The organism is Streptomyces sp. NPDC052107 (genome assembly GCF_040680215.1).
GTDB lineage: Bacteria > Actinomycetota > Actinomycetes > Streptomycetales > Streptomycetaceae > Streptomyces.
This window is the reverse complement of sequence record NZ_JBFAWG010000003.1, coordinates 252,602-270,464: the sequence shown is the minus strand read 5'-3', so window position 1 is coordinate 270,464 and position 17,863 is coordinate 252,602. Positions and strand designations below refer to the sequence as shown.

Annotated in this window: 17 protein-coding genes; 9 read left to right on the top strand and 8 right to left on the bottom strand. The window is 71.0% G+C overall.

Annotated features, from left to right (window positions below; genetic code table 11):
* Positions 1-14: 14 nt before the first annotated feature.
* Both AB0M27_RS05085 and AB0M27_RS05080 read right to left on the bottom strand, forming a co-directional pair.
* Positions 15-1,154 carry a YcaO-like family protein gene (locus AB0M27_RS05085; RefSeq protein ID WP_365718029.1) on the bottom strand — a complete coding sequence of 380 codons (1,140 nt, stop codon included), beginning with the start codon at positions 1,152-1,154 and terminating at the stop codon, positions 15-17.
* The gene (locus tag AB0M27_RS05080) at positions 1,147-2,496 is read right to left on the bottom strand and encodes a TfuA-like protein (protein WP_365718027.1); all 1,350 of its coding nucleotides are present in this window, start codon (positions 2,494-2,496) and stop codon (positions 1,147-1,149) included. Before AB0M27_RS05080 ends, AB0M27_RS05085 begins: the two co-directional genes overlap by 8 nt.
* A 658-nt stretch (positions 2,497-3,154) precedes the next feature.
* On the opposite strand from AB0M27_RS05080, the gene AB0M27_RS05075 reads away from it, so the two are divergent.
* The 4 genes from AB0M27_RS05075 to AB0M27_RS05060 all read left to right on the top strand — a co-directional run bounded on the left by AB0M27_RS05075 (position 3,155) and on the right by AB0M27_RS05060 (position 6,237).
* Entirely contained in the window at positions 3,155-4,471 is a 1,317-nt protein-coding gene (locus AB0M27_RS05075) for a hypothetical protein (protein WP_365718025.1), read from the top strand.
* Between the two features lie 166 nt (positions 4,472-4,637).
* Positions 4,638-5,114, top strand: coding sequence for a helix-turn-helix transcriptional regulator (locus AB0M27_RS05070; RefSeq protein WP_365718023.1), 477 nt, complete (start codon positions 4,638-4,640; stop codon positions 5,112-5,114).
* A gap of 76 nt (positions 5,115-5,190) precedes the next feature.
* Positions 5,191-5,781, top strand: a complete 591-nt coding sequence (locus AB0M27_RS05065) for a hypothetical protein (protein ID WP_365718021.1) — start codon at positions 5,191-5,193, stop codon at positions 5,779-5,781.
* Between the two features lie 114 nt (positions 5,782-5,895).
* Complete coding sequence (locus AB0M27_RS05060) at positions 5,896-6,237, top strand: DUF2516 family protein (protein WP_365718207.1); 342 nt, start codon at positions 5,896-5,898, stop codon at positions 6,235-6,237.
* Between the two features lie 131 nt (positions 6,238-6,368).
* Here the strand turns inward: AB0M27_RS05060 and AB0M27_RS05055 are convergent, their stop codons facing one another.
* The 3 genes from AB0M27_RS05055 to AB0M27_RS05045 all read right to left on the bottom strand — a co-directional run bounded on the left by AB0M27_RS05055 (position 6,369) and on the right by AB0M27_RS05045 (position 10,116).
* A complete protein-coding gene (locus AB0M27_RS05055; RefSeq protein WP_365718205.1) occupies positions 6,369-7,670 on the bottom strand; it encodes a fused response regulator/phosphatase in 1,302 nt (433 codons plus the stop codon).
* A 341-nt stretch (positions 7,671-8,011) separates the two neighbouring features.
* Complete coding sequence (locus tag AB0M27_RS05050; RefSeq protein ID WP_365718020.1) at positions 8,012-9,079, bottom strand: NlpC/P60 family protein; 1,068 nt, start codon at positions 9,077-9,079, stop codon at positions 8,012-8,014.
* 224 nt (positions 9,080-9,303) lie between these two features.
* Positions 9,304-10,116, bottom strand: a complete 813-nt coding sequence (locus AB0M27_RS05045; RefSeq protein ID WP_365718018.1) for a class I SAM-dependent methyltransferase — start codon at positions 10,114-10,116, stop codon at positions 9,304-9,306.
* Positions 10,117-10,316: 200 nt separating this feature from the next.
* On the opposite strand from AB0M27_RS05045, the gene mshA reads away from it, so the two are divergent.
* From mshA to AB0M27_RS05030, 3 genes are all read left to right on the top strand, one after another.
* A complete protein-coding gene (mshA, locus tag AB0M27_RS05040; RefSeq protein ID WP_365718016.1) occupies positions 10,317-11,654 on the top strand; it encodes a D-inositol-3-phosphate glycosyltransferase in 1,338 nt (445 codons plus the stop codon).
* Positions 11,647-12,147 carry a YbjN domain-containing protein gene (locus AB0M27_RS05035; RefSeq protein ID WP_365718014.1) on the top strand — a complete coding sequence of 167 codons (501 nt, stop codon included), beginning with the start codon at positions 11,647-11,649 and terminating at the stop codon, positions 12,145-12,147. Before mshA ends, AB0M27_RS05035 begins: the two co-directional genes overlap by 8 nt.
* A gap of 104 nt (positions 12,148-12,251) precedes the next feature.
* Positions 12,252-13,937, top strand: a complete 1,686-nt coding sequence (locus tag AB0M27_RS05030) for a glycosyl hydrolase family 28-related protein (RefSeq protein WP_365718012.1) — start codon at positions 12,252-12,254, stop codon at positions 13,935-13,937.
* Here the strand turns inward: AB0M27_RS05030 and AB0M27_RS05025 are convergent.
* A complete protein-coding gene (locus AB0M27_RS05025) occupies positions 13,916-14,710 on the bottom strand; it encodes an AraC family transcriptional regulator (RefSeq protein WP_365718010.1) in 795 nt (264 codons plus the stop codon). The genes AB0M27_RS05030 and AB0M27_RS05025 overlap by 22 nt on opposite strands.
* 49 nt (positions 14,711-14,759) lie before the next feature.
* On the opposite strand from AB0M27_RS05025, the gene AB0M27_RS05020 reads away from it, so the two are divergent.
* Entirely contained in the window at positions 14,760-15,185 is a 426-nt protein-coding gene (locus AB0M27_RS05020) for a DUF2000 domain-containing protein (protein WP_365718008.1), read from the top strand.
* 15 nt (positions 15,186-15,200) lie between these two features.
* On the opposite strand, the gene AB0M27_RS05015 is transcribed toward AB0M27_RS05020, so the two are convergent.
* Positions 15,201-15,674, bottom strand: coding sequence for a carboxymuconolactone decarboxylase family protein (locus AB0M27_RS05015; RefSeq protein WP_365718006.1), 474 nt, complete (start codon positions 15,672-15,674; stop codon positions 15,201-15,203).
* Between the two features lie 537 nt (positions 15,675-16,211).
* Between AB0M27_RS05015 and AB0M27_RS05010 the strand changes: the two genes are divergently transcribed.
* Positions 16,212-16,463 carry a hypothetical protein gene (locus AB0M27_RS05010; RefSeq protein WP_365718004.1) on the top strand — a complete coding sequence of 84 codons (252 nt, stop codon included), beginning with the start codon at positions 16,212-16,214 and terminating at the stop codon, positions 16,461-16,463.
* A 115-nt stretch (positions 16,464-16,578) separates the two neighbouring features.
* Here AB0M27_RS05010 and AB0M27_RS05005 read toward each other — a convergent pair whose 3' ends face one another.
* Positions 16,579-17,832, bottom strand: a complete 1,254-nt coding sequence (locus AB0M27_RS05005) for an MFS transporter (RefSeq protein ID WP_365718002.1) — start codon at positions 17,830-17,832, stop codon at positions 16,579-16,581.
* Between the last annotated feature and the right edge of the window lie 31 nt (positions 17,833-17,863).

The following is a 17,863-nucleotide window of genomic DNA, read 5'->3' as shown; positions in this document are numbered from 1 at the left end:
ACAGGCACTGGTCGTCAGGCGGACAGAGTGCGTCCCTCCGCGAAGGACAGGCCGGGGCAGACGACCCGGACGACGCTGAACGGCTCGTCCGGGTCGGACAGCCCGACCACCAGCGGGGCATGGCCGGTGACGTCCTTGATCCGCCGCGTCACCTCGGCCAGCTCTTCCTCCATGTCGTGGTGAGCGGCTCCGTGGCCGCGCAGCGCTTCATCGAGACTCACCGCGTCCGGGCCGGCGGGGAAGGGGGGCTCCGGGCTCGCGTCCCGCCAGGTGTCCTGGTCCGAGGGGATGTCGTCACGCGTGGCGCTGATCTCGGTCAGCCGGCTCTGCACCGCTTCGGTCAGGGCCCGGGACACCGCGACCACCGGGTCCAGGTGGCTGCCCGAGCCGGCGCAGCAGATGGGGAAGAGGGGCGACCACACGAAGGCGGCGAACGTCGGTACGGCGAAGCGGTTCGGGATGCAGGAGAGGTGGAAGTCCACTCCGGCGTCCGTGAGCCGATTGAGCAGTGACCGCAGGTGTGTGTCCTGGATCGAGTCCGGGGCGATCGTCAGCCGCCTGGGGTCGGCGCCGGACGGGTGGGCGGCCAGGACGTCGCGTTCGACCGCCTCGTACAGGGCGTGCAGGCAGGCCTCGGTGAACGTGTTGCCGGAGGCGAGTCCGGTGCTGCTGGACTCGAAAAGGCGCGGGCGCCAGAAGTGCGGTCCGCTGTAGGAGAGCCGGACCAGGTCGAGGGGCACCGGTACGGTCCGGCCGTCCGTCAGCGACCGGGCCCGGACCCACGGCAGCCGCAGTCGCCGGGTCCACTCGTCCGTCACCCGGAGGTTCAGGTCGGTCAGGGCGTACGGCAGGCGCAGCCTTGCGGGCGTGGCGGTGAAGGTGTCGAGAGGCGGCCGTTCCGCGTACCACAGCTCGATGGACTCCATGACTGCGGAGAGCTTGGCGAGGAGCGGCGAGGCTCCCTTGCCCTGGGACACGGCCAGGGTCTCCGACTCGGGCCGTACGGCGAGGAATACGGGGATGCCGATGTTGTCCAGGCGGGTGACGTCGGCGACCCGGGTGATGCCGTAGCGGCGCAGGCGGGGCGCGATACGCTCCCAGGTGGTCTCGGGGGCGACCGCGCGGTGTGTGCCGGGCAGTATGAGCTTATGCACCTGCCTCGCCTCCGAAGGGCTGCTGCGCCGTGCGGGAGCCCAGGTAGCCGATGGCGAAGGGGCGCAGGGCGACCGCCGCGTGGCGCAGGGACGGTAGGCCTCGCCGGGTGCACTCCGTGCTCAGTTCGGCCTCCGTGCGCACGTTCCAGATCAAGCGGAGCAACCGTGCGCAGGTGGCGTCGGAGATCTGGGCGAGGCTGCGTTCCGGGTGGGCGTCCAGGTGGTGCCGGGTGCGCTCCAGCCAGTCGGTGACCCGGGCCCGGTCCTCGGCCGACTCCCGTCGCAGCAACAGGTCCGCCTCGCGGGAGTCCGCCAGGTCGGGCAGCGGGCACAGCAGGGTCGTGATGCGGGAGCGCAGGACCGGGTCGTCATGCCATCGAGCGGCCGTGGGGCCGAGCTGCCGCAGGACGTGGTCCCGGAGGCCGCCGGGGGAGCCGGCGCCCGCCGCCTCCGCGCGGCGGTGCAGGAAGTCCCACCAGACCTCGGGGAAGTACGCGGCGAAGATCTGCTGGTGGGCGACCCGGTGCCGCAGCGTGGGATCGGCGGGCGCGAACAGGTTGCGCCAGCGCCGGTGGTACTCGGTGCGCCAGTCCCGGTCGCTCGTCGCGGACGGGGCCGGTGCCGCGCATGCCTTCGGCGGCTGGGCCGGTCGGCCGGCTGCCGTGGCGGGGGGCCGTGTGCCGGGCGGGCGTGAGCCGAGGCGCTCGGCCAGCGCCAGGGCCTCGAGCGCGTCCGCCCGTTTCTGGTCGAAGGAGGCCGGATCGGCGGCGAGGCAGGCGGTGTACCAGTCCGCGAAGGCCCTCTCACCACGTTCCCGCGCCACCGCGAGGATCCGCTCCTGGGTGCGCAGCGGGTAGTACTCCCGCTCCATCCGCTCCGTCAGGCCCCGGCCGGCCTGCTGCGTGAGGATGCCCGCCTCCTGGGCGACCAGGACCGCGGTGTGCAGATTCACCAAGGGCACGTTGAGTCCGGCGAGTGAGCCCGTTTCGCTGTGGGCCACGCTGACGGCGTCGTCCCCGTCGAAGACGCCGTCGCGGTACCAGTTGTAGACCTGGCCGACGCCGATCATGCCGAACTGGTCGAGTTCGGCGGCGCGCAGCGCTCCAATGCTGGCCGCGCCGACGACCGTCACTCCACGTGCCAGGGCATCCAGGATCTCCTTGTGCCGCAGGGCCAGGCGGTGGTGGTAGATCCCGTCCACGATGACGACGACGTCTCCGGCCGAGTACCCCTGCGGGAAGAGGTCGCCGTGCCGGACGGGTCCATGCACCACGAAGTCCGGGTGGTGCTGTCTCACCAGAGGTTCGGGGCACGACGGCCCGACGAACACATGTACCGCCATGCCCCTCCCCTTCGTCAACGGCGTGCCGGCGGTCGAGCCGGATCGGGCGGATCAGTCAGCACGAACCGCCGTGTGCCCGCTGTGTCAGTTGCGCACTTCGCTGTCGGTGATGATCAGCGGGGTCTCGCCGAACAGGACCTCGAAGTCCTCGCCCGCGATCTCCTCGACCTCGCTGGTGGTCTCGGCAATGACCTCAGCCATGTCTTTCTCCCATTCATCAAATGAGGGAACTTTCGGCGCCCCGGTGGCGCCAAATGGACGCTACAACTGTGCCTGTCGAGTGTCCAGGGAATTCATTTGGGCGGGTTCGTGTCGGGCGGCGACTCCGTGTGACTGGAATAGGTTTCGTGTTGTCGGGATGTTTTACTCAACTTTGTCGCCGCAGCTTTATGGATTGGAGTTCCTTGGGTTTCATTTTGCCGATTCATGGTGCACCTTAGCGCCCAATTATCGTAACTGCGCGGGCGAACACGCAGTTCAGGCGGGTGTCAGTGCGTAGGCTGTGTCCTGTTCGGAATTGGCCGAAGCTCGCCGCTTGGTGTCTCAAAGATGTTGTTGACTGCGTGAGCAATGCCATGCAGGATCGAGTGCGGTGGGTGATCCTCTGAATTACTCACGCAATAAACGGGGGGTGCGAGTGGGTTTTCGGCTCACGCCCATGGCTCTGATTGTCGCCGGGCTTCTTTTTCATCAGATCAATCGGCTGTGGGAATACGGTTTCGCGAGCGCGGGGCAGCGCTATGCGCCGGTCTTCGGGATCCGGCTGCCCCGCCGGACGGCCGCGGCCGGACAGCTGGCCGCCCTCCCGGTGGCCCTGCTGCTCGCACTGACGACCCCCTCCCTCGCCGGCCGTACGGCTGCGGTCCTGCTGATCGCCTTGTGGATGCTCGCCACCCAGGTCCGGCTCTCGGACCACTGCTGGCTCGGGGCGGTGGCGGCGGCCGTCATGGCGTTCACCCCGAGCCCCCTCCACGCCCTGGTCGCCGAGGATCTCCTGGCGGGCGTGTACCTGACCGCGGCCCTGTTGAAGGTCAACGACGAATACCTCTTCACCGAGCGCAGCGCCGGCCGTGTCGTCACCGCCCACTACCTGCGCCTGCTCGGCCTGCCGGACTTCCCCCGGCTCGTGCGGGCCGTGCCGGCCTCGGTGATCGTCGTCGAACTGCTGGCCGGCGTGCTCGCCTGTGTCCCCGGCGCCGAACGGTGGGCCCTGGGACTCGCGATCCTGATGCACCTGGCCTTCGGGGTGTCGGGCAACTACCCCTTCTCCGTGGTGGCGCTCGCCCTTTGGGTGACGGTGTTCTCACCCGACGGCCGGATCGAGCCGGATGGCCCGGCGTGGGCCCTGTGGGCGGCGGCGTTCCTCGTGGGCCTGCTGTCCGCGGCCACGGGACGGACCGCCAAAGGCCGCCGGTCGGCCGGCTGGCTGATCAAGGACTTCTACCAGGGGGTGGTGTACGGCGCCCTGTGCGCGACGGCGGTACTGTCCGCGGCGCCCGGCCCCAACCGTTCCTCGCTCTGGGTGCCCTTCGCCCACGGCCTCGTCGCTCTGGCCTTCGCCGCGAACTTCCTTCTCGTCGTCGCGGGCGTCAAGCTCGAGTGGAGCTTCGCCATGTTCACCAGCCTGCGCCCCTTCGGCCGCTCCTGGCTGGAACGGCACCGGCTGCGGGAGTGGCCGCGCTACTACGCGCTCACCCTGCCGGCCCGCATTCCAAAGTCCCTGCTGCAGGACGTCGATCCGACGTTCGTCTATCTGGCCACCCGGGACGAGAACGTGGTGCACGAAGGGGTCGTCCATCATCTGGAGGCTGTCGCGCGGAAACACGCAGTCACTTTCGCGCCGCGGGTCATGACCATCGCCCCCGGGGGCCGTGAGCTGGTTCCCTCACCATCGCAGCAGCCCCCGCCACGCCGTCGTTTCCTCGGCTACCCGGCTGTGGTCCCGAAGAGCCTGGACCGCCGATACCTCGCCTGAGCGCACAGGGGCCCACAGGCTCGCGCCTGTTGAAGAGCTCGCCGATCCATGACGTCCGTCGGTCGGACAGGCAGCGGGGTCGGAGTGGATCGCGTGTTGCGGGACGCGACAGACTTTTGCAAGCGGGTGCTTGCAATTGTTAGCGACGGTGGGGCAAGGTGGAGGCATGGCATCGCTCAACGTCGGCAATCTCGGTGAGTACCTGCGCGAGCAGCGGCGGAACGCACAGCTGTCGCTGCGGCAACTCGCCGACGCCGCCGGGGTGTCCAATCCCTACCTGAGCCAGATCGAGCGCGGGCTGCGCAAGCCGAGCGCGGAGGTGCTCCAGCAGGTCGCCAAGGCCCTGCGCATCTCCGCCGAGACGCTGTACGTCCGCGCCGGAATCCTCGACGCCGAGCGGGACCGGGATGAAGTGGAGACCAGGGCGGTCATCCTCGCCGATCCCTCGCTCAACGAGCGGCAGAAGCAGGTGCTGCTCCAGATCTACGAGTCCTTCCGGAAAGAGAACGGATTCGGGATCGGCGAGCCCGCCGACGACGAGGACAGCGCTCAGGAAGCGGACACCGACGGCACCACCGTGCCCGGCACCGGCGCCACCGATGGACACGATGCCGATGCAGGCCCGCGGCGGACGGCCGGATAACCGGACCAGGGCGCCGGCTCCCACCGCGGACCACACCAACCTCAGCCGAACGCGAATCCGGGAGGACCAGATCACCATGGCCATCACCGACGACCTGCGCAAGACCCTCAGCGACCCGACCCCGCTCTACTTCGCCGCCGGCACCGCCGACCTCGCCTTCCAGCAGGCCAAGAAGGTGCCCGCCCTGGTCGAGCAGCTGCGCGCCGAGGCGCCGGCCCGTATCGAGGCCGTACGCAACACGGACCCGAAGGCCGTGCAGGAGAAGGCCGCTGCCCGGGCCAAGGAGGCGCAGGAGACCCTCCAGACCAAGGTCAACGAGTTCTTCGGCACCCTCGACGTCGACCTGAAGAAGCTCGGCGAGCAGGCCCAGGACCTCGCGCTGCGTGGTGTCGGCGTCGCCGCCGAGTACGCCGTCAAGGCCCGCGAGACCTACGAGAAGGTCGCCGAGCACGGCGAGCAGGCCGTGAAGAGCTGGCGCGGCGAGGCCGCCGAGGAGATCGAGGACTTCGCGATCGCCGTCGAGGGCAGGCCGGAGCCGGCCGAGGCCAAGGACGAGCCGCAGCCGGCCGTGGCCGAGCCCGCCGTGGAGAGCAAGCCGGTGGCGAAGAAGGCACCGGCCCCGCGCAAGACCACCACCGCGAAGAAGACGACGCCGCCGGCCAAGTGACCGGCAGCGGCGGGATCACGCCGAGATGACAGCGGGCCGGGCACCTTGGGGGTGTCCGGCCCGTTGTACGGGTACGGTGGCTGTACGGACGACTCGACTCGGGTGGTGGGCATTGTGCTGATGACGGCAGTCGGCGGAGTGATGTGGCTGATCTTCACCGCCATGCTGGCGCTCGCCATCGTGGCGTTCGTGATGGCGGCGATCTTCCGCCAGGACGCGTACCGCGCCGCGGACAAGCAGAACAAGGGCTTCTGGCTGATCATCCTCGGCATCGCGGTTGCCGTGAACCTCTTCGTGCCCATGCTGTTCCTGCAGCTCGCGGGCCTGGTCGCCACGATCGTCTTCTTCGTGGACGTACGCCCCGCGCTGCAGCAAGTCTCCGGCGGAAAGGGTTTCCGCCGCCGCAGGGGAAGCAGCAGCGACGGTCCTTACGGGCCGTGGAACGGCGGCCGCTAGGAGTCGGGCGAGCTGCGGCTCGCCCAGGGGCGCGGGGCTGTGTCGATGTGCGGCTCCGCCGCACGGGCGCGAACGGCCCAGTCACACCCGGACCCGGCGACGGCGAAGTACTCCCTACGGCGTGACTCCGATCACGGCGCCCGATTCAAGAGCACCACGGCCACATCGTCGGTCAGCTCCCCACCGTTGAGCTCCCGCACCTCACTCACCGCCGCCCGCAGCAGCTCCTCCCCCCGCAGGCCCTCGGAGAGCTGGCGGCGGATCATCGACACCATCCCGTCCTGGCCGAGCCGCTCGCCGCCCTCGCCGACGCGGCCCTCGATCAGGCCGTCGGTGTAGAGCATCAGGCTCCACTCGGAACCCAGCTCCACCTGCATCCGGGGCCAGCGGGCGCCGGGCAGCAGGCCGAGGGCGGGGCCGTTGTTGTCGTAGGGCAGCAGGCGGGCCTGCCGGCCGGGGCGGGCGAGCAGCGGCGCCGGGTGGCCGGCCAGGCACAGGCCGGCGCGGCGGCCGTCGGGCGCGATGTCCACCGTGCACAGGGTCGCGAAGATCTCCTCGTCGGCCCGCTCGTGCTCCAGCACCTGCTGAAGCGTGCCGAGCAGTTCGTCGCCACACAGGCCCGCCAGCGTCAGCGCCCGCCAGGCGATGCGGAGCTCCACCCCGAGCGCGGCCTCGTCCGGGCCGTGGCCGCAGACGTCGCCGATCATGGCGTGCACGGTGCCGTCGGGGGTGCGGACGGCGTCGTAGAAGTCACCGCCGAGCAGTGCGCGGGACCGGCCGGGGCGGTAGCGGGCGGCGAAACGCAGCGACGAGCCCTCCAGCAGCGGCGTGGGCAGCAGTCCGCGCTCCAGGCGCCGGTTCTCCTGCGCGCGCAGCCGGCCCTCGGCCAGCCGCCGCTCGGCCGTGTCGGAACGTTTCCGCTCCACCGCGTACCGGATGGCACGGCTGAGTAGCCGGCCGTCCAGCTCGTCCCGGAAGAGGTAGTCCTGCGCGCCCACGCGCACGGCCTCGGCGCCGCGCTCGGCGTCGCCGGAGGCGGTCAGCGCGAGCACGGCATGCCGGGGCGCGAGCCGGAGCACGTGCCTGAGCACGGCCAGCTCGTCGTCGGTGTCGCCGCCGCCCGGCGCCGACAGGGCCAGGTCCAGCAGGATGCAGTGGACGTCGTCGGTGAGCAGCCGCTCGGCCTCGGTGAGGTTCCGGGCGGTACGCACACGGATCGGCTTGCCGGCCGAGTCCAGCAGGTCGGGCACGATCGGCGAACCGGCCGGATCGTCCTCGATCAGCAGCAGGGTGAGAGTGGCGCCGGTGCCGTTCGTGGGCATCGCGTCGCGGTGGGCCTCTTCCTTGAGGGGGCCGCCGGCTGCGGAGGCGGCCTGCCCCTGACCACTCTCCACGGCCGGGATCGCTCTCTGCCGCGGTACGGGTACGGGCATCGTCTTGGGTTCCTTCCCTCCCCCCGAGGGCACGGTGGCGTCGAGGGTCTCGAAGCCACCGACGGGGACCATAGCGGGTGCTCCCGGCCCGATGGAATGGTGTGAGCCGCGTCGCTCCCGCGCAGGCCGCTGTCATATGCCGCTTTCCGTACGACAGTTGGACACGGCACCCAGGCGCGGGGGATGACGAAGCTCACGTTCGGCCCGGGTTTGAACGGGGTTTGGTGGTGTGTTGGGTCACGTGGCGTGGGTCACGGCGCGAACGCCGCCGAGCGCAGCTCAACGGCGCTGTGCTGCCCCGTGCACCCGGCCGTGAGGCCGTACCCGCCCGGCCGCGAGGCCTACGCGTCCGGTCGTACGACCCCCAGGATCGGCATCGACCCGGCGCCCGCGACCGTCACCGTCCGCCCGGGGCGCGGGGCCTGGATGATCGCGCCGTCGCCGACGTAGATGGCCACGTGGCTCGCGTCGTCGAAGTAGATGATGAGGTCGCCGGGGCGCATGTCCTTGACGGCGACGCGCTTGAGCTGCTTCCACTGCTCCTGCGAGGTGCGCGGGATGGGATGGCCGGCGGCCGCCCAGGCCTGGGAGGTCAGGCCGGAGCAGTCGTAGGACTTCGGACCCTCGGCGCCCCACACATAGGGCTTGCCGAGCTGGGCCGAGGCGAACGCGACCGCCTTCTCGCCCTCCGCGGACGCCTTGCCGTGGATCTTCTTGAGTATGCCGGTGTCCAGCCAGTCCGTCTGCGCCTTCAGCGCGGCCTGCTCCTCCAGCTTGGCGAGCCGCTCCCTGTCCTTCTTCTCCAGCTCGGACTCGAGCTTCTCGGCGGCGGCGATCTGCTGCTCGATCTTCTTCTTGGCGGTGGCCTTGGCCTTGCGCTCGCCGTCCAGCTTCGTCCACTGCGCGGTGGCGTCGTCGGCGTATGCCTGCAACTGATCCTGGGTGCTGGCCAGTTCGCTCATCAGCGACTTCGTGGCCCGCTGGCCCTGGAGCACCAGCCCGGCCCCGTCCAGGACCTGTCCGGGGTCGTCGCTGAGCAGGAACTGGGCGGTGGGCGGGATGCCCCCGGTGCGGTACTGGGCGCGGGCGGCCGCGCCCGCCTGGTCCTTGAGCTTCGCGAGCTTCTGCTGCCCCTCGTCGATCTTCTTGGCCAGCGCGACGATCTGGGCGGACTGCTGCTTCGCCTTCTCCTCGGCCGCGTTGTAGGCGTCGGTGGCGACGGCCGCGTCGTGGTAGAGCGTGTCGAGCTTCTCGCGGACCTGTTCGAGGTCCTTGCTCGGCGGGGGAGTCGGGGACGTGCTCGGCGTGGGTGCCGGGATGGCGAAGGCCGTGCCGGGCGCTGCCAGCACGGTCACCGCGCAGACCACCGTCACGGCGGCCGAGAGGATGCTGCGCTTGCCCCAGCCCATCACACATGCCCCCAAAGCTGATTTACCGTCAGTAACTTACGGTGCTCCGGGGATGGTGTCACGTCACGACACAAAACGACAGAGGTAGGTGTTCCCCCCGAGTTCGCGCCGTTATGACGATCTCCCCGCCGGTGTGACGAACGGCGCACGGAGATCGTTCCGTTCCGGGTTCCCCGAATGGGTGATCCCGGCTCCGGCGGTCCGGCCTCCCAGAAGGGGTGATCTCAGCCCAGGGGCGCCAAGGCCCCCCACGCCACCGTCACTTCACCCTGCCGCCAGCGCGCCGGGCCGTCCGTCACCGGCCAGTCGGCCGTCAGGTCCCGTACCGCGCGCAGCCAGCGCTGCCGGGCGCCGTAGGAGGCGAAGGGCGCGGCGGCGGCCCAGGCGCGGTCGAAGTCGCGCAGGAAGGCGTGCACCGGCTCGCCGGGGACGTTCCGGTGGATCAGCGCCTTCGGCAGCCGCTCGGCGAGGTCGGAGGGGCGCTCCAGCGAGCCCAGCCGGGTGGCGAAGGTGACGGTCCGCGGGCCCTCCGGGCCCAGCGCCACCCACACATGCCGGCGTCCGATCTCGTCGCACGTGCCCTCGACCAGCAGCCCGCCGCGCGAGCCGCCGACGGCAGGGGCGAGGCGTGCGCACAGCCGCTCCCAGACGGTGGCGACCTCGGCCTCGTCGTACTGGCGCAGCACGTTGGCGGCCCGGATGAGCATCGGCCGCCCGGGCACGGGCACCTCGAATCCGCCGTGCCGGAAGGTCAGCCCCTGCCGCTCGTACGCCTTCGCCGCCGCGACCCGCGCGGGTTCGATCTCGATACCGACCACGTGCGTGCGGGGAGCGGTGGTCCGCAGCCGGCCGAGCAGCTCCACGGCGGTCCAGGGGGCGGCGCCGTAACCGAGGTCGATGGCCACGGGATGGTGGGCGCGGCGCAGTTCGGCGCCGTGGGTCGCCGCTATCCAGCGGTCCATACGGCGGAGCCGGTTGGGGTTCGTCGTCCCGCGCGTCACCGTTCCCACGGGGCGGGCGGCTGCGCGGGCTTTCATGACTACGAGGGTAAGCGGGGACGCGCCCCGACAAAGGACCGTCGGACCGTCGTCGTATCGAACGGTTGCTCGATCGATGGTAATGATTGGGCAAAGCGTCTTGATCGGGAAATGGCCCGGCCCCCGCCTCTGTTGCACCTCCTTGGAGGGCGAGGTCGGTCCTCCGTCCGGCATGCCCGCAGCAAGGAGAGGACCGCCAGGTGAGCCAGTACGCCAGCAGGCTCGGGCGACGCTCCCCGTCGGCCGCGTCACGGCTACGACTGCACCGCAGGCCCCGCCGCGTCGCCATGCTCTCCGTCCACACCTCCCCGCTCCACCAGCCCGGCACCGGCGACGCCGGCGGCATGAACGTCTACATCGTGGAGCTGGCCCAACGGCTCGCCGCCATCAACATCGAGGTCGAGATCTTCACCCGGGCCACGGCGGGCGGACTGCCGCCCACGGTCGAGCTGGCCCCCGGCGTCCTCGTCCGGCACGTCGACGCCGGTCCCTACGAGGGCCTGGCCAAGGAGGACCTGCCGGCCCAGCTGTGCGCCTTCACGCACGGCGTGATGCAGGCCTGGGCCGGACACCGCCCCGGCTACTACGACCTCGTCCACTCCCACTACTGGCTCTCCGGCCACGTCGGCTGGCTCGCCGCCCAGCGCTGGGGGGTGCCCCTGGTGCACGCCATGCACACCATGGCCAAGGTCAAGAACGCCAACCTGGCCGACGGCGACACGCCCGAGCCCGCGGCCCGTGTCATCGGCGAGACCCAGATCGTGGCCGCCGCCGACCGGCTCATCGCCAACACGGCCGAGGAGACCGACGAGCTGGTACGGCACTACTCCGCCGACCCCGCGAAGGTCGCCGTCGTCCACCCGGGCGTCAACCTCGACCGCTTCCGCCCCGCCGACGGCCGCGCCGCCGCCCGCGCCCGGCTCGGCCTCCCGCAGGACGCCCTGATCCCGCTCTTCGCCGGCCGCATACAGCCCCTGAAGGCCCCCGACGTCCTGCTCCGCGCGGTGGCGGTGCTGCTGGACGAGCGCCCGGAGCTCCGCTCCCGCATCCTCGTCCCGGTCGTCGGCGGCCCGAGCGGCAGCGGGCTGGCCAAGCCGGAGGGGCTGCAGAAGCTCGCCGCCCGGCTCGGCATCGCGGACGTCGTACGGTTCCGCCCGCCGGTCGGGCAGGAACAGCTCGCGGACTGGTTCCGGGCCGCGTCCGTGCTGGTCATGCCGTCCTACAGCGAGTCCTTCGGGCTGGTCGCCATAGAGGCGCAGGCGGCCGGTACGCCGGTGCTCGCGGCCTCGGTCGGCGGACTGCCGGTGGCCGTGCGCGACGGCGAGACCGGCTTCCTGGTCCACGGCCACCATCCCGCCGACTACGCGCGCGTGCTGCGCCGTTTCGACGAGGAGCCGTCCCTGCCGGCGAGCATGGGCCGGGCCGCCGCACGGCACGCGCAGTCCTTCGGCTGGGACCGGGCGGCCGCCGAGACCGCGGACGTCTACACGGCCGCGACCCAGTCCCACCGCCGTCGCGTACGCTCCCACCATGGGTGATGTCGAGAAGGCCGGGCAGGTCCTGGAAGATGCCCTGAAGGACGCCGAACTGGAGTGGGAGAGCCCCGAGCCCGGAAACTACGTGGTCAAGCTCCCCGGCACCCGCAAGCTCTCCACGACGGTCTCCTTCCTCGTCGGCCGCCACTCCCTGTCGCTCAACGCCTTCGTCGTCCGGCACCCCGACGAGAACGAGGCGGGCGTCCACCGCTGGCTCCTGGAACGCAATCTCAAGCTGTACGGCGTGAGTTACGCCGTCGACCGCCTCGGCGACATCTACGTCACCGCCCGCCTGCCCCTCGCCTCCGTCACCCCCGACGAGATCGACCGCCTCCTCGGCCAGATCCTGGAAGCGGCCGACGGCGCCTTCAACACCCTCCTGGAGCTGGGCTTCGCCTCCTCCATCCGCAAGGAGTACGCCTGGCGGGTGTCCCGGGGCGAGTCCACGCGCAACCTGGACGCGTTCAGGCATCTGATCGAGCGCCCGACGGACTGACACTCTGCACGACCCCTTCCCTCCGCCCGTGGGCAGTGGCATGCTCACCGCCGACGCATTCCTGAACGTCGTTCATAAACATGAATACGAAGGGGCGGGTGGACATGAGCAGCACGCACCTCACGAGACGGACCCTGCTGACCGCTGCCACAGCCGTGGCGCTCGGTGCGACGACGACCGCGACGGCGACGGCGGCCACGAAGGCCAGGGCGGCAGCCGCCGAACAGGGTGAAGTCCCCTCGATCTGGGACGAGTTCGGCCGATCACCCTTCACCCACCCGCAGATCCCCTACATCGGTCGCGCAGGTCATCGCGGCGCAGCCGCCCGCTTCCCCCGCCCCCGCCACTTCGCCGACGTCACCGAGTACGGCGCCGTACCCGACGGCACCACCGACTGTGCCCCCGCGATCAACCGTGCCATCGCCGCCGCCGGAAGGGCCGGCGGTGGCACGGTCACCATCCCGCCCGGCACCTTCCGCATCGACGACCTGATCCGCATCGGCGACTCGGGCGTCGTCCTGCGCGGCGCCGGCAGCGGCCGTACGACCCTGTACGCGACGCAGCCCCTCACCGAGCTGATCGGCGTCTACGGCTCCCGCTACGGCGGCGACAAGTCGGCGTGGTCCTGGGCGGGCGGCCTCATCTGGCTGGCGCCGAGGGCCCGTTGGGACTCCCTGGTGGCCGCGATCCGGTCCCGCGCCTGGCCCTTCGAGGGCTGGACCGGCAACAAGCGGGACGAGTGGACGCCGCTGACGGCGGTGGAACCGGCCCGGCAGGGTTCGTGGACGATCACCGTCGCCGATCCGGAGGGGCTGCGCCCCGGCCGCCTCGTCCTTCTCCGCCTCGCGGACGACCCCGCGCACACCCTCCTCCAGCACATGGCGGGCGGCGGCCCGGGCCCGGCGTCGTACTCCTGGGACGACAAGACCAAGCTGCTGTCGTACGTCCCCTACGAGTGGCCGGTGCGCATCACCCGCGTCCGGGGCCGCCGGGTCACCCTCGAACGCCCCCTCCCGCTCGACGTACGCCCCGAGTGGAACCCCCAGCTGACGACCCACGTCCCCGAGCTGACCGGATCCGGCGTCGAGGGCCTGACCCTGGAGGTGGTCGAGACCCCGCAGTCCCCGCACCTGCTCGACAAGGGCTACAACGGCGTGGTCCTGCAGTGTGCGTACGACTGCTGGGTGGACGACGTCACGGTGACGAACGTCGACAACGGCTTCGGTCTGGTCGCCGCCTCCGCCTGCACCCTGCGCCGCACCCGGGTCGCCGGCCGTGGCTCGCACCACCCGTACTTCTGCCGCGAGGGCTCCCACGACAACCTGATCGAGGACTTCACCGTCGAACAGCGCACGGTGCCCGCCCCGCCGAACACCCAGCTCCACGGCATCAACGTCGAAGGACTCTCCTCGTACAACGTCTGGTCGCGCGGCCGGATGCAGATGGGCACCTTCGACAGCCACCGCGGCCTGCCCTTCGCCAACGTCCGCACGGACATCACGGTGAACAACAACGGCCGGCACGGCGGAGACGCCAACGCGGGCCCGCTCTTCGGCGCCCGCTTCACCCACTGGAACATCAGGGTCACCAACGGCCGCGCGGGCCTGATGAAGATCGACGGCCTGGCCCCCTGCTCGGCGACCGTCGGCCTCAACACGGTCACCGAGTTCGACCAGATCGACGTCCCCGACTTCACCGGCGACCTGCGCTCCCGGCTGGAGCTGTACGGCACCACGGACGCCGTACGCCCGCGCAATCTGTACGACGCTCAGCGCGAGCTGCTGCGATAGCGCCCCGGGGTCACCCCGACCAGCTTCTTGAAGTGCCGGGTGAGATGGGCCTGGTCGTAGAACCCGGTGGCCGAGGCCACCTCACCCGGCGCCAGCCCGTCCAGCAGCAGCCGCCGCGCCCGCCCGACCCGGCGGGACATCAGGTACTGGTGCGGGGCGATGCCGTACGCCCCGCTGAACGCCCGTACCAGATGGGCGGGATGGGCGTGCAGCAGCCGCGCGGCCTCCTCCAGCGGAACGCCGTCCACGACCCGCGCGTCGAGCAGCTCCCGCAGCGAACGGGCGAGCACGGGATCCGGGCGGTGCGCCGGGCCGGCCGCCCCCCGCAGATGGCCGCGCAGCCGCTCCCCGACCAGGGTCAGCCTGCTCTCCGCCTCCAGTTCGTCGCCGGGCCGGGCGAAAGCGGAGTGCAGCTGCCCCACGCGCCGCCGCAGTACCGGATCCCGCAGATCGGGCGTGTCGACGGCCCGCCCGATGAGATCCTCGCCGAGCCGGCTGCCGTCGAGGTAGACGACCCGCTTGCGGAAGCCGTCCGGGGTGGCCGGGGAGCCGTTGTGCGGCACGTGCGGCGGGAGCAGCGTGACGGTGTCGTGCGGGGTGCCGTGCTCGTGCCGGTCGAGGTCGTACCGTACGGCCCCGTCGTCCACGATGAGCAGCGTCCAGGCGTCGTGGACGTGCATCGGGTACGCGTACTCGGTGAAGTGGGCGTGGAAGACCTCGGTGACGCCCGGAACGCTGGGGCGCCACGCGCTGACTTCCTGCCGGGCGGCCATGCAAAGAACGTACAAGACGGCGTCGTGGTGCGGTTGGCAGTCTCATTCCATGAGCCCTGAACCCATCCGTTTCGACACGAAGATCGCCGTGCTGCTGCGCGAGGACCTGGAACCCTGGCAGCGCCTCAATGTGACGGCCTTCCTGGTCAGCGGCCTCGGCAGCCAGATCCCCGAGGTGATCGGCGAGCCGTACGAGGACGCGGACGGGGTGGCGTACCTGCCCATGTTCCGCCAGCCGGTGCTGGTCTTCGAGGGCTCGAAGGAGACCCTGGAGGCGGCCCACGGCAGGGCACTGAGCCGCGCCCTGCCCCGGGCCGTCTTCACCTCGGACCTGTTCGCCACGGGCAACGACCGCGACAACCGCGCGGCGGTGCGGGCCGTACCGACGGCGGAGCTGGACCTGGTGGGGCTGGCGGTGTACGGCCCGCGGGGCGGAGTGGACAAGGTCCTCAAGGGCGCGCGCATGCACCCCTGAGGCCCTTGGCCGGGGTCAGTCGAACATGACGGGCTGGTAGTCGCCGGCGGGCTGCCGGACGATGACGTTGAGGCGGTTGTAGGTGTTGATCAGGGCGATCAGCGTGACGAGCGCCGCGAGCTGGTCCTCGTCGTAGTGCTTGGCGGCGTTCGCCCAGACCTCGTCCGGGACGCCTCCGGCGGCGTCGGCGATACGTGTGCCCTGCTCCGTCAGCTCCAGCGCGGCCCGCTCGGCCTCGCTGAACACCTGGGCCTCCCGCCAGGTCGCGACCAGGTTCAGCCGCTGTGCGGTCTCCCCGGCGGCGGTCGCGTCCTTGGTGTGCATGTCGAGGCACATCCCGCACCCGTTGATCTGGCTGGCCCGGATCTTCACCAGCTCCTGCGTCGCGGCCGGCAGGGGGGAGTCCGTGACCACCTTCCCCGCCGAGTTGAGGTACTTGAAGAACTTGCCGGTGACAGGGTTGGCGAAGATGTTCAGACGAGCGTCCATGGTGTGCTCCCGTGTGGTCTCCGAGCGGTTTTTCGTTGCCTGCACCTCCCTGACGGATCCCTCCGGGGAGATGTGACCGGGCCGAGTGTGACCTAGGTCACCGGATCGTCGGGGCGGGCTCGCCCGGGTGTCCGCCGCCGTGCTCTTCGTCCTGCCCTCCGGGCGATCTGCTCACCGCCCGGGGCCGCGGATCCATCCGTGAACCGAATCTGCACAATGCGTACGCATCCGCGGGCCGGGTGGGTTCCGTTGGTGGGGAGTTGTCCCGGTCGGCGCGGCGATGGCAAGAGCTGTGGCCTGCCTGTGCGGCGTGGCATGTGGAGGAACTGGCCCCAACGCGTGACCGTACCCGCACGGATGCGTCATCAGGGACGGCCAACTGACCGGGTGCGAGCGGCGCTTGACTGGATGCCCGGCGAGCTCCGTGGTTTGATCGCTCGCACCGCCGGGATCGCGCCAGGTGTCCTGAAAGGGACGGCGCACGCCTGCGGTCGCGGCCCGACCATCTGTCCCCAACGGGCCGCTTTCCCTTGGACCATGTGGACCATCCGTGCGAAGGGCAGTCTCATCATGAACGCCGCTCACCAGATCCAGACCGTCGAGATCTCCGACGCCGAACTCGACACCGTTTCCGGTGGCCTGGCCCCCGAGGCCAGCCTCACCGCCGACTCCACCACCCTGAGCACCGCCGACGCGCTGTCCCAGCTCGGCGCCGTCCAGGGACAGGTGATGGGCGCCGTCAGCGCCCTCAGCCAGCCGCACCAGATCGGCGTCAACCTCGCCTTCTGATCCTTCCGAAGGCGCTGATCGTCGCGATCGCCGTACCGAGCCCCCTGCCGACGGAGAACGTCCTGGCAGGGGGCTGGGTCGTGCGAGGGGGGTGCTTGCCGGGCGCCTCGTCCGATCAGGCGGCGCTGACCTCCGGCTCGGCGTCCGACCTCGGGGCCGCCACCGCCGGGCTTTCCTTCGGCAGCCCCCGCATGAGCACCCCGTACCCCAGCCCGGCGACCGTCCCCACCGCGGCGCACATCCCCCACAGCCACTCCGCGCCCAGCCGGTCGATGACCGCGCCGGACATCAGCGGGGCGACCAGCGCGGCGACGGACCAGGACAGTGTGTACACGCCCTGGTAGCGCCCGCGCCCGTGCACCGGCGAGAGTCGTACGACGAGTCCGGTCTGGGTCGGGGCGTTGACGATCTCGGCGAGGGTCCAGACGCACACGGTGACCATGAAGACGCCGACCGAGCCGGCGAAGGCGGTGAGCCCGAAGCCGTAACCGGCGAGCAGCGAGGAGACGACCAGCAGGGTGCGTGGGTCACGGTGCTCGATGAACCGGGTGACCGGGATCTGCAGGGCGACGATCAGTATGCCGTTGACGGCGATGGCGAGGCCGTAGTCGGCGGGCGAGAACCCGGCCCGCCCCATGGCCACCGGCAGCCCCACGGACCCCTGCTGGAAGACGAGGGCGACCAGGAAGGACAGCCCGACGACGGCCATGTACCGCCCGTCCCGCAGCACGGTCCCGAGGCTGACGGCGCTGTCCCTCTCCTTCACCTGTGCCGCCGGCCGGGACTCGGGCACCTTGAGGAAGACGACGAGCGCGCAGGCCAGGGTCATCCCGGCCTCGATGAGGAAGCCGGCGAGATAGCTGAACTCGGCGATGAACCCGGCGGCCGTGGAGGAGACGGCGAAGCCGAGGTTGATGGCCCAGTAGTTGAGGGAGAAGGCCCGCACCCGGTCCTCGGGCCGGACGATGTCGGCCATCATCGCCTGTACCGCGGGCCGGGAGGCGTTGGAAGCCATGCCGACGAGGAAGGCGGCGGCGGCGATGGCGACGGGGTCCGTCATGAAGCCGAGCAGGGCGACGGAGGCGGCGGTGGCCGACTGGGCGATGAGGAGGGTCGGCCGCCTGCCGAGCCGGTCGGCCATGACCCCGCCCCCCAGCGAGGAGACGACCCCGCCCAGCCCGTGCAGCGAGGCGACGAGACCGGCGTACGAGGCGGAGTAGCCGCGGTCGAGGGTGAGGTAGAGGGCCATGAAGGTGGCCACGAACCCGCCGAGCCGGTTGACGAGGGTGCTGGTCCACAGCCACCAGAACTCGCGGGGGAGCCCGGAGACGCTCTCCCGTGCGGCACGTCGGAGACGGGCGCCGGACATGACAAAACCCCCCATGGATCAGTAAGCGGCT

Excerpts from the sequence above, each read along its gene's own strand:
- AB0M27_RS05080 (WP_365718027.1), bottom strand. The coding sequence starts at position 2,496 with ATGGCGGTACATGTGTTCGTCGGGCCGTCGTGCCCCGAACCTCTGGTG.
- AB0M27_RS05005 (WP_365718002.1), bottom strand. The coding sequence starts at position 17,832 with ATGTCCGGCGCCCGTCTCCGACGTGCCGCACGGGAGAGCGTCTCCGGG.
- AB0M27_RS05055 (WP_365718205.1), bottom strand. The coding sequence starts at position 7,670 with ATGCCCGTACCCGTACCGCGGCAGAGAGCGATCCCGGCCGTGGAGAGT.
- AB0M27_RS05020 (WP_365718008.1), top strand. The coding sequence starts at position 14,760 with ATGAGCCCTGAACCCATCCGTTTCGACACGAAGATCGCCGTGCTGCTG.
- AB0M27_RS05025 (WP_365718010.1), bottom strand. The coding sequence starts at position 14,710 with ATGGCCGCCCGGCAGGAAGTCAGCGCGTGGCGCCCCAGCGTTCCGGGC.
- AB0M27_RS05010 (WP_365718004.1), top strand. The coding sequence starts at position 16,212 with ATGTGGACCATCCGTGCGAAGGGCAGTCTCATCATGAACGCCGCTCAC.
- AB0M27_RS05035 (WP_365718014.1), top strand. The coding sequence starts at position 11,647 with ATGGGTGATGTCGAGAAGGCCGGGCAGGTCCTGGAAGATGCCCTGAAG.
- AB0M27_RS05015 (WP_365718006.1), bottom strand. The coding sequence starts at position 15,674 with ATGGACGCTCGTCTGAACATCTTCGCCAACCCTGTCACCGGCAAGTTC.
- AB0M27_RS05050 (WP_365718020.1), bottom strand. The coding sequence starts at position 9,079 with ATGGGCTGGGGCAAGCGCAGCATCCTCTCGGCCGCCGTGACGGTGGTC.
- AB0M27_RS05045 (WP_365718018.1), bottom strand. The coding sequence starts at position 10,116 with ATGAAAGCCCGCGCAGCCGCCCGCCCCGTGGGAACGGTGACGCGCGGG.
- AB0M27_RS05075 (WP_365718025.1), top strand. The coding sequence starts at position 3,155 with ATGGCTCTGATTGTCGCCGGGCTTCTTTTTCATCAGATCAATCGGCTG.
- AB0M27_RS05030 (WP_365718012.1), top strand. The coding sequence starts at position 12,252 with ATGAGCAGCACGCACCTCACGAGACGGACCCTGCTGACCGCTGCCACA.
- AB0M27_RS05065 (WP_365718021.1), top strand. The coding sequence starts at position 5,191 with ATGGCCATCACCGACGACCTGCGCAAGACCCTCAGCGACCCGACCCCG.
- AB0M27_RS05070 (WP_365718023.1), top strand. The coding sequence starts at position 4,638 with ATGGCATCGCTCAACGTCGGCAATCTCGGTGAGTACCTGCGCGAGCAG.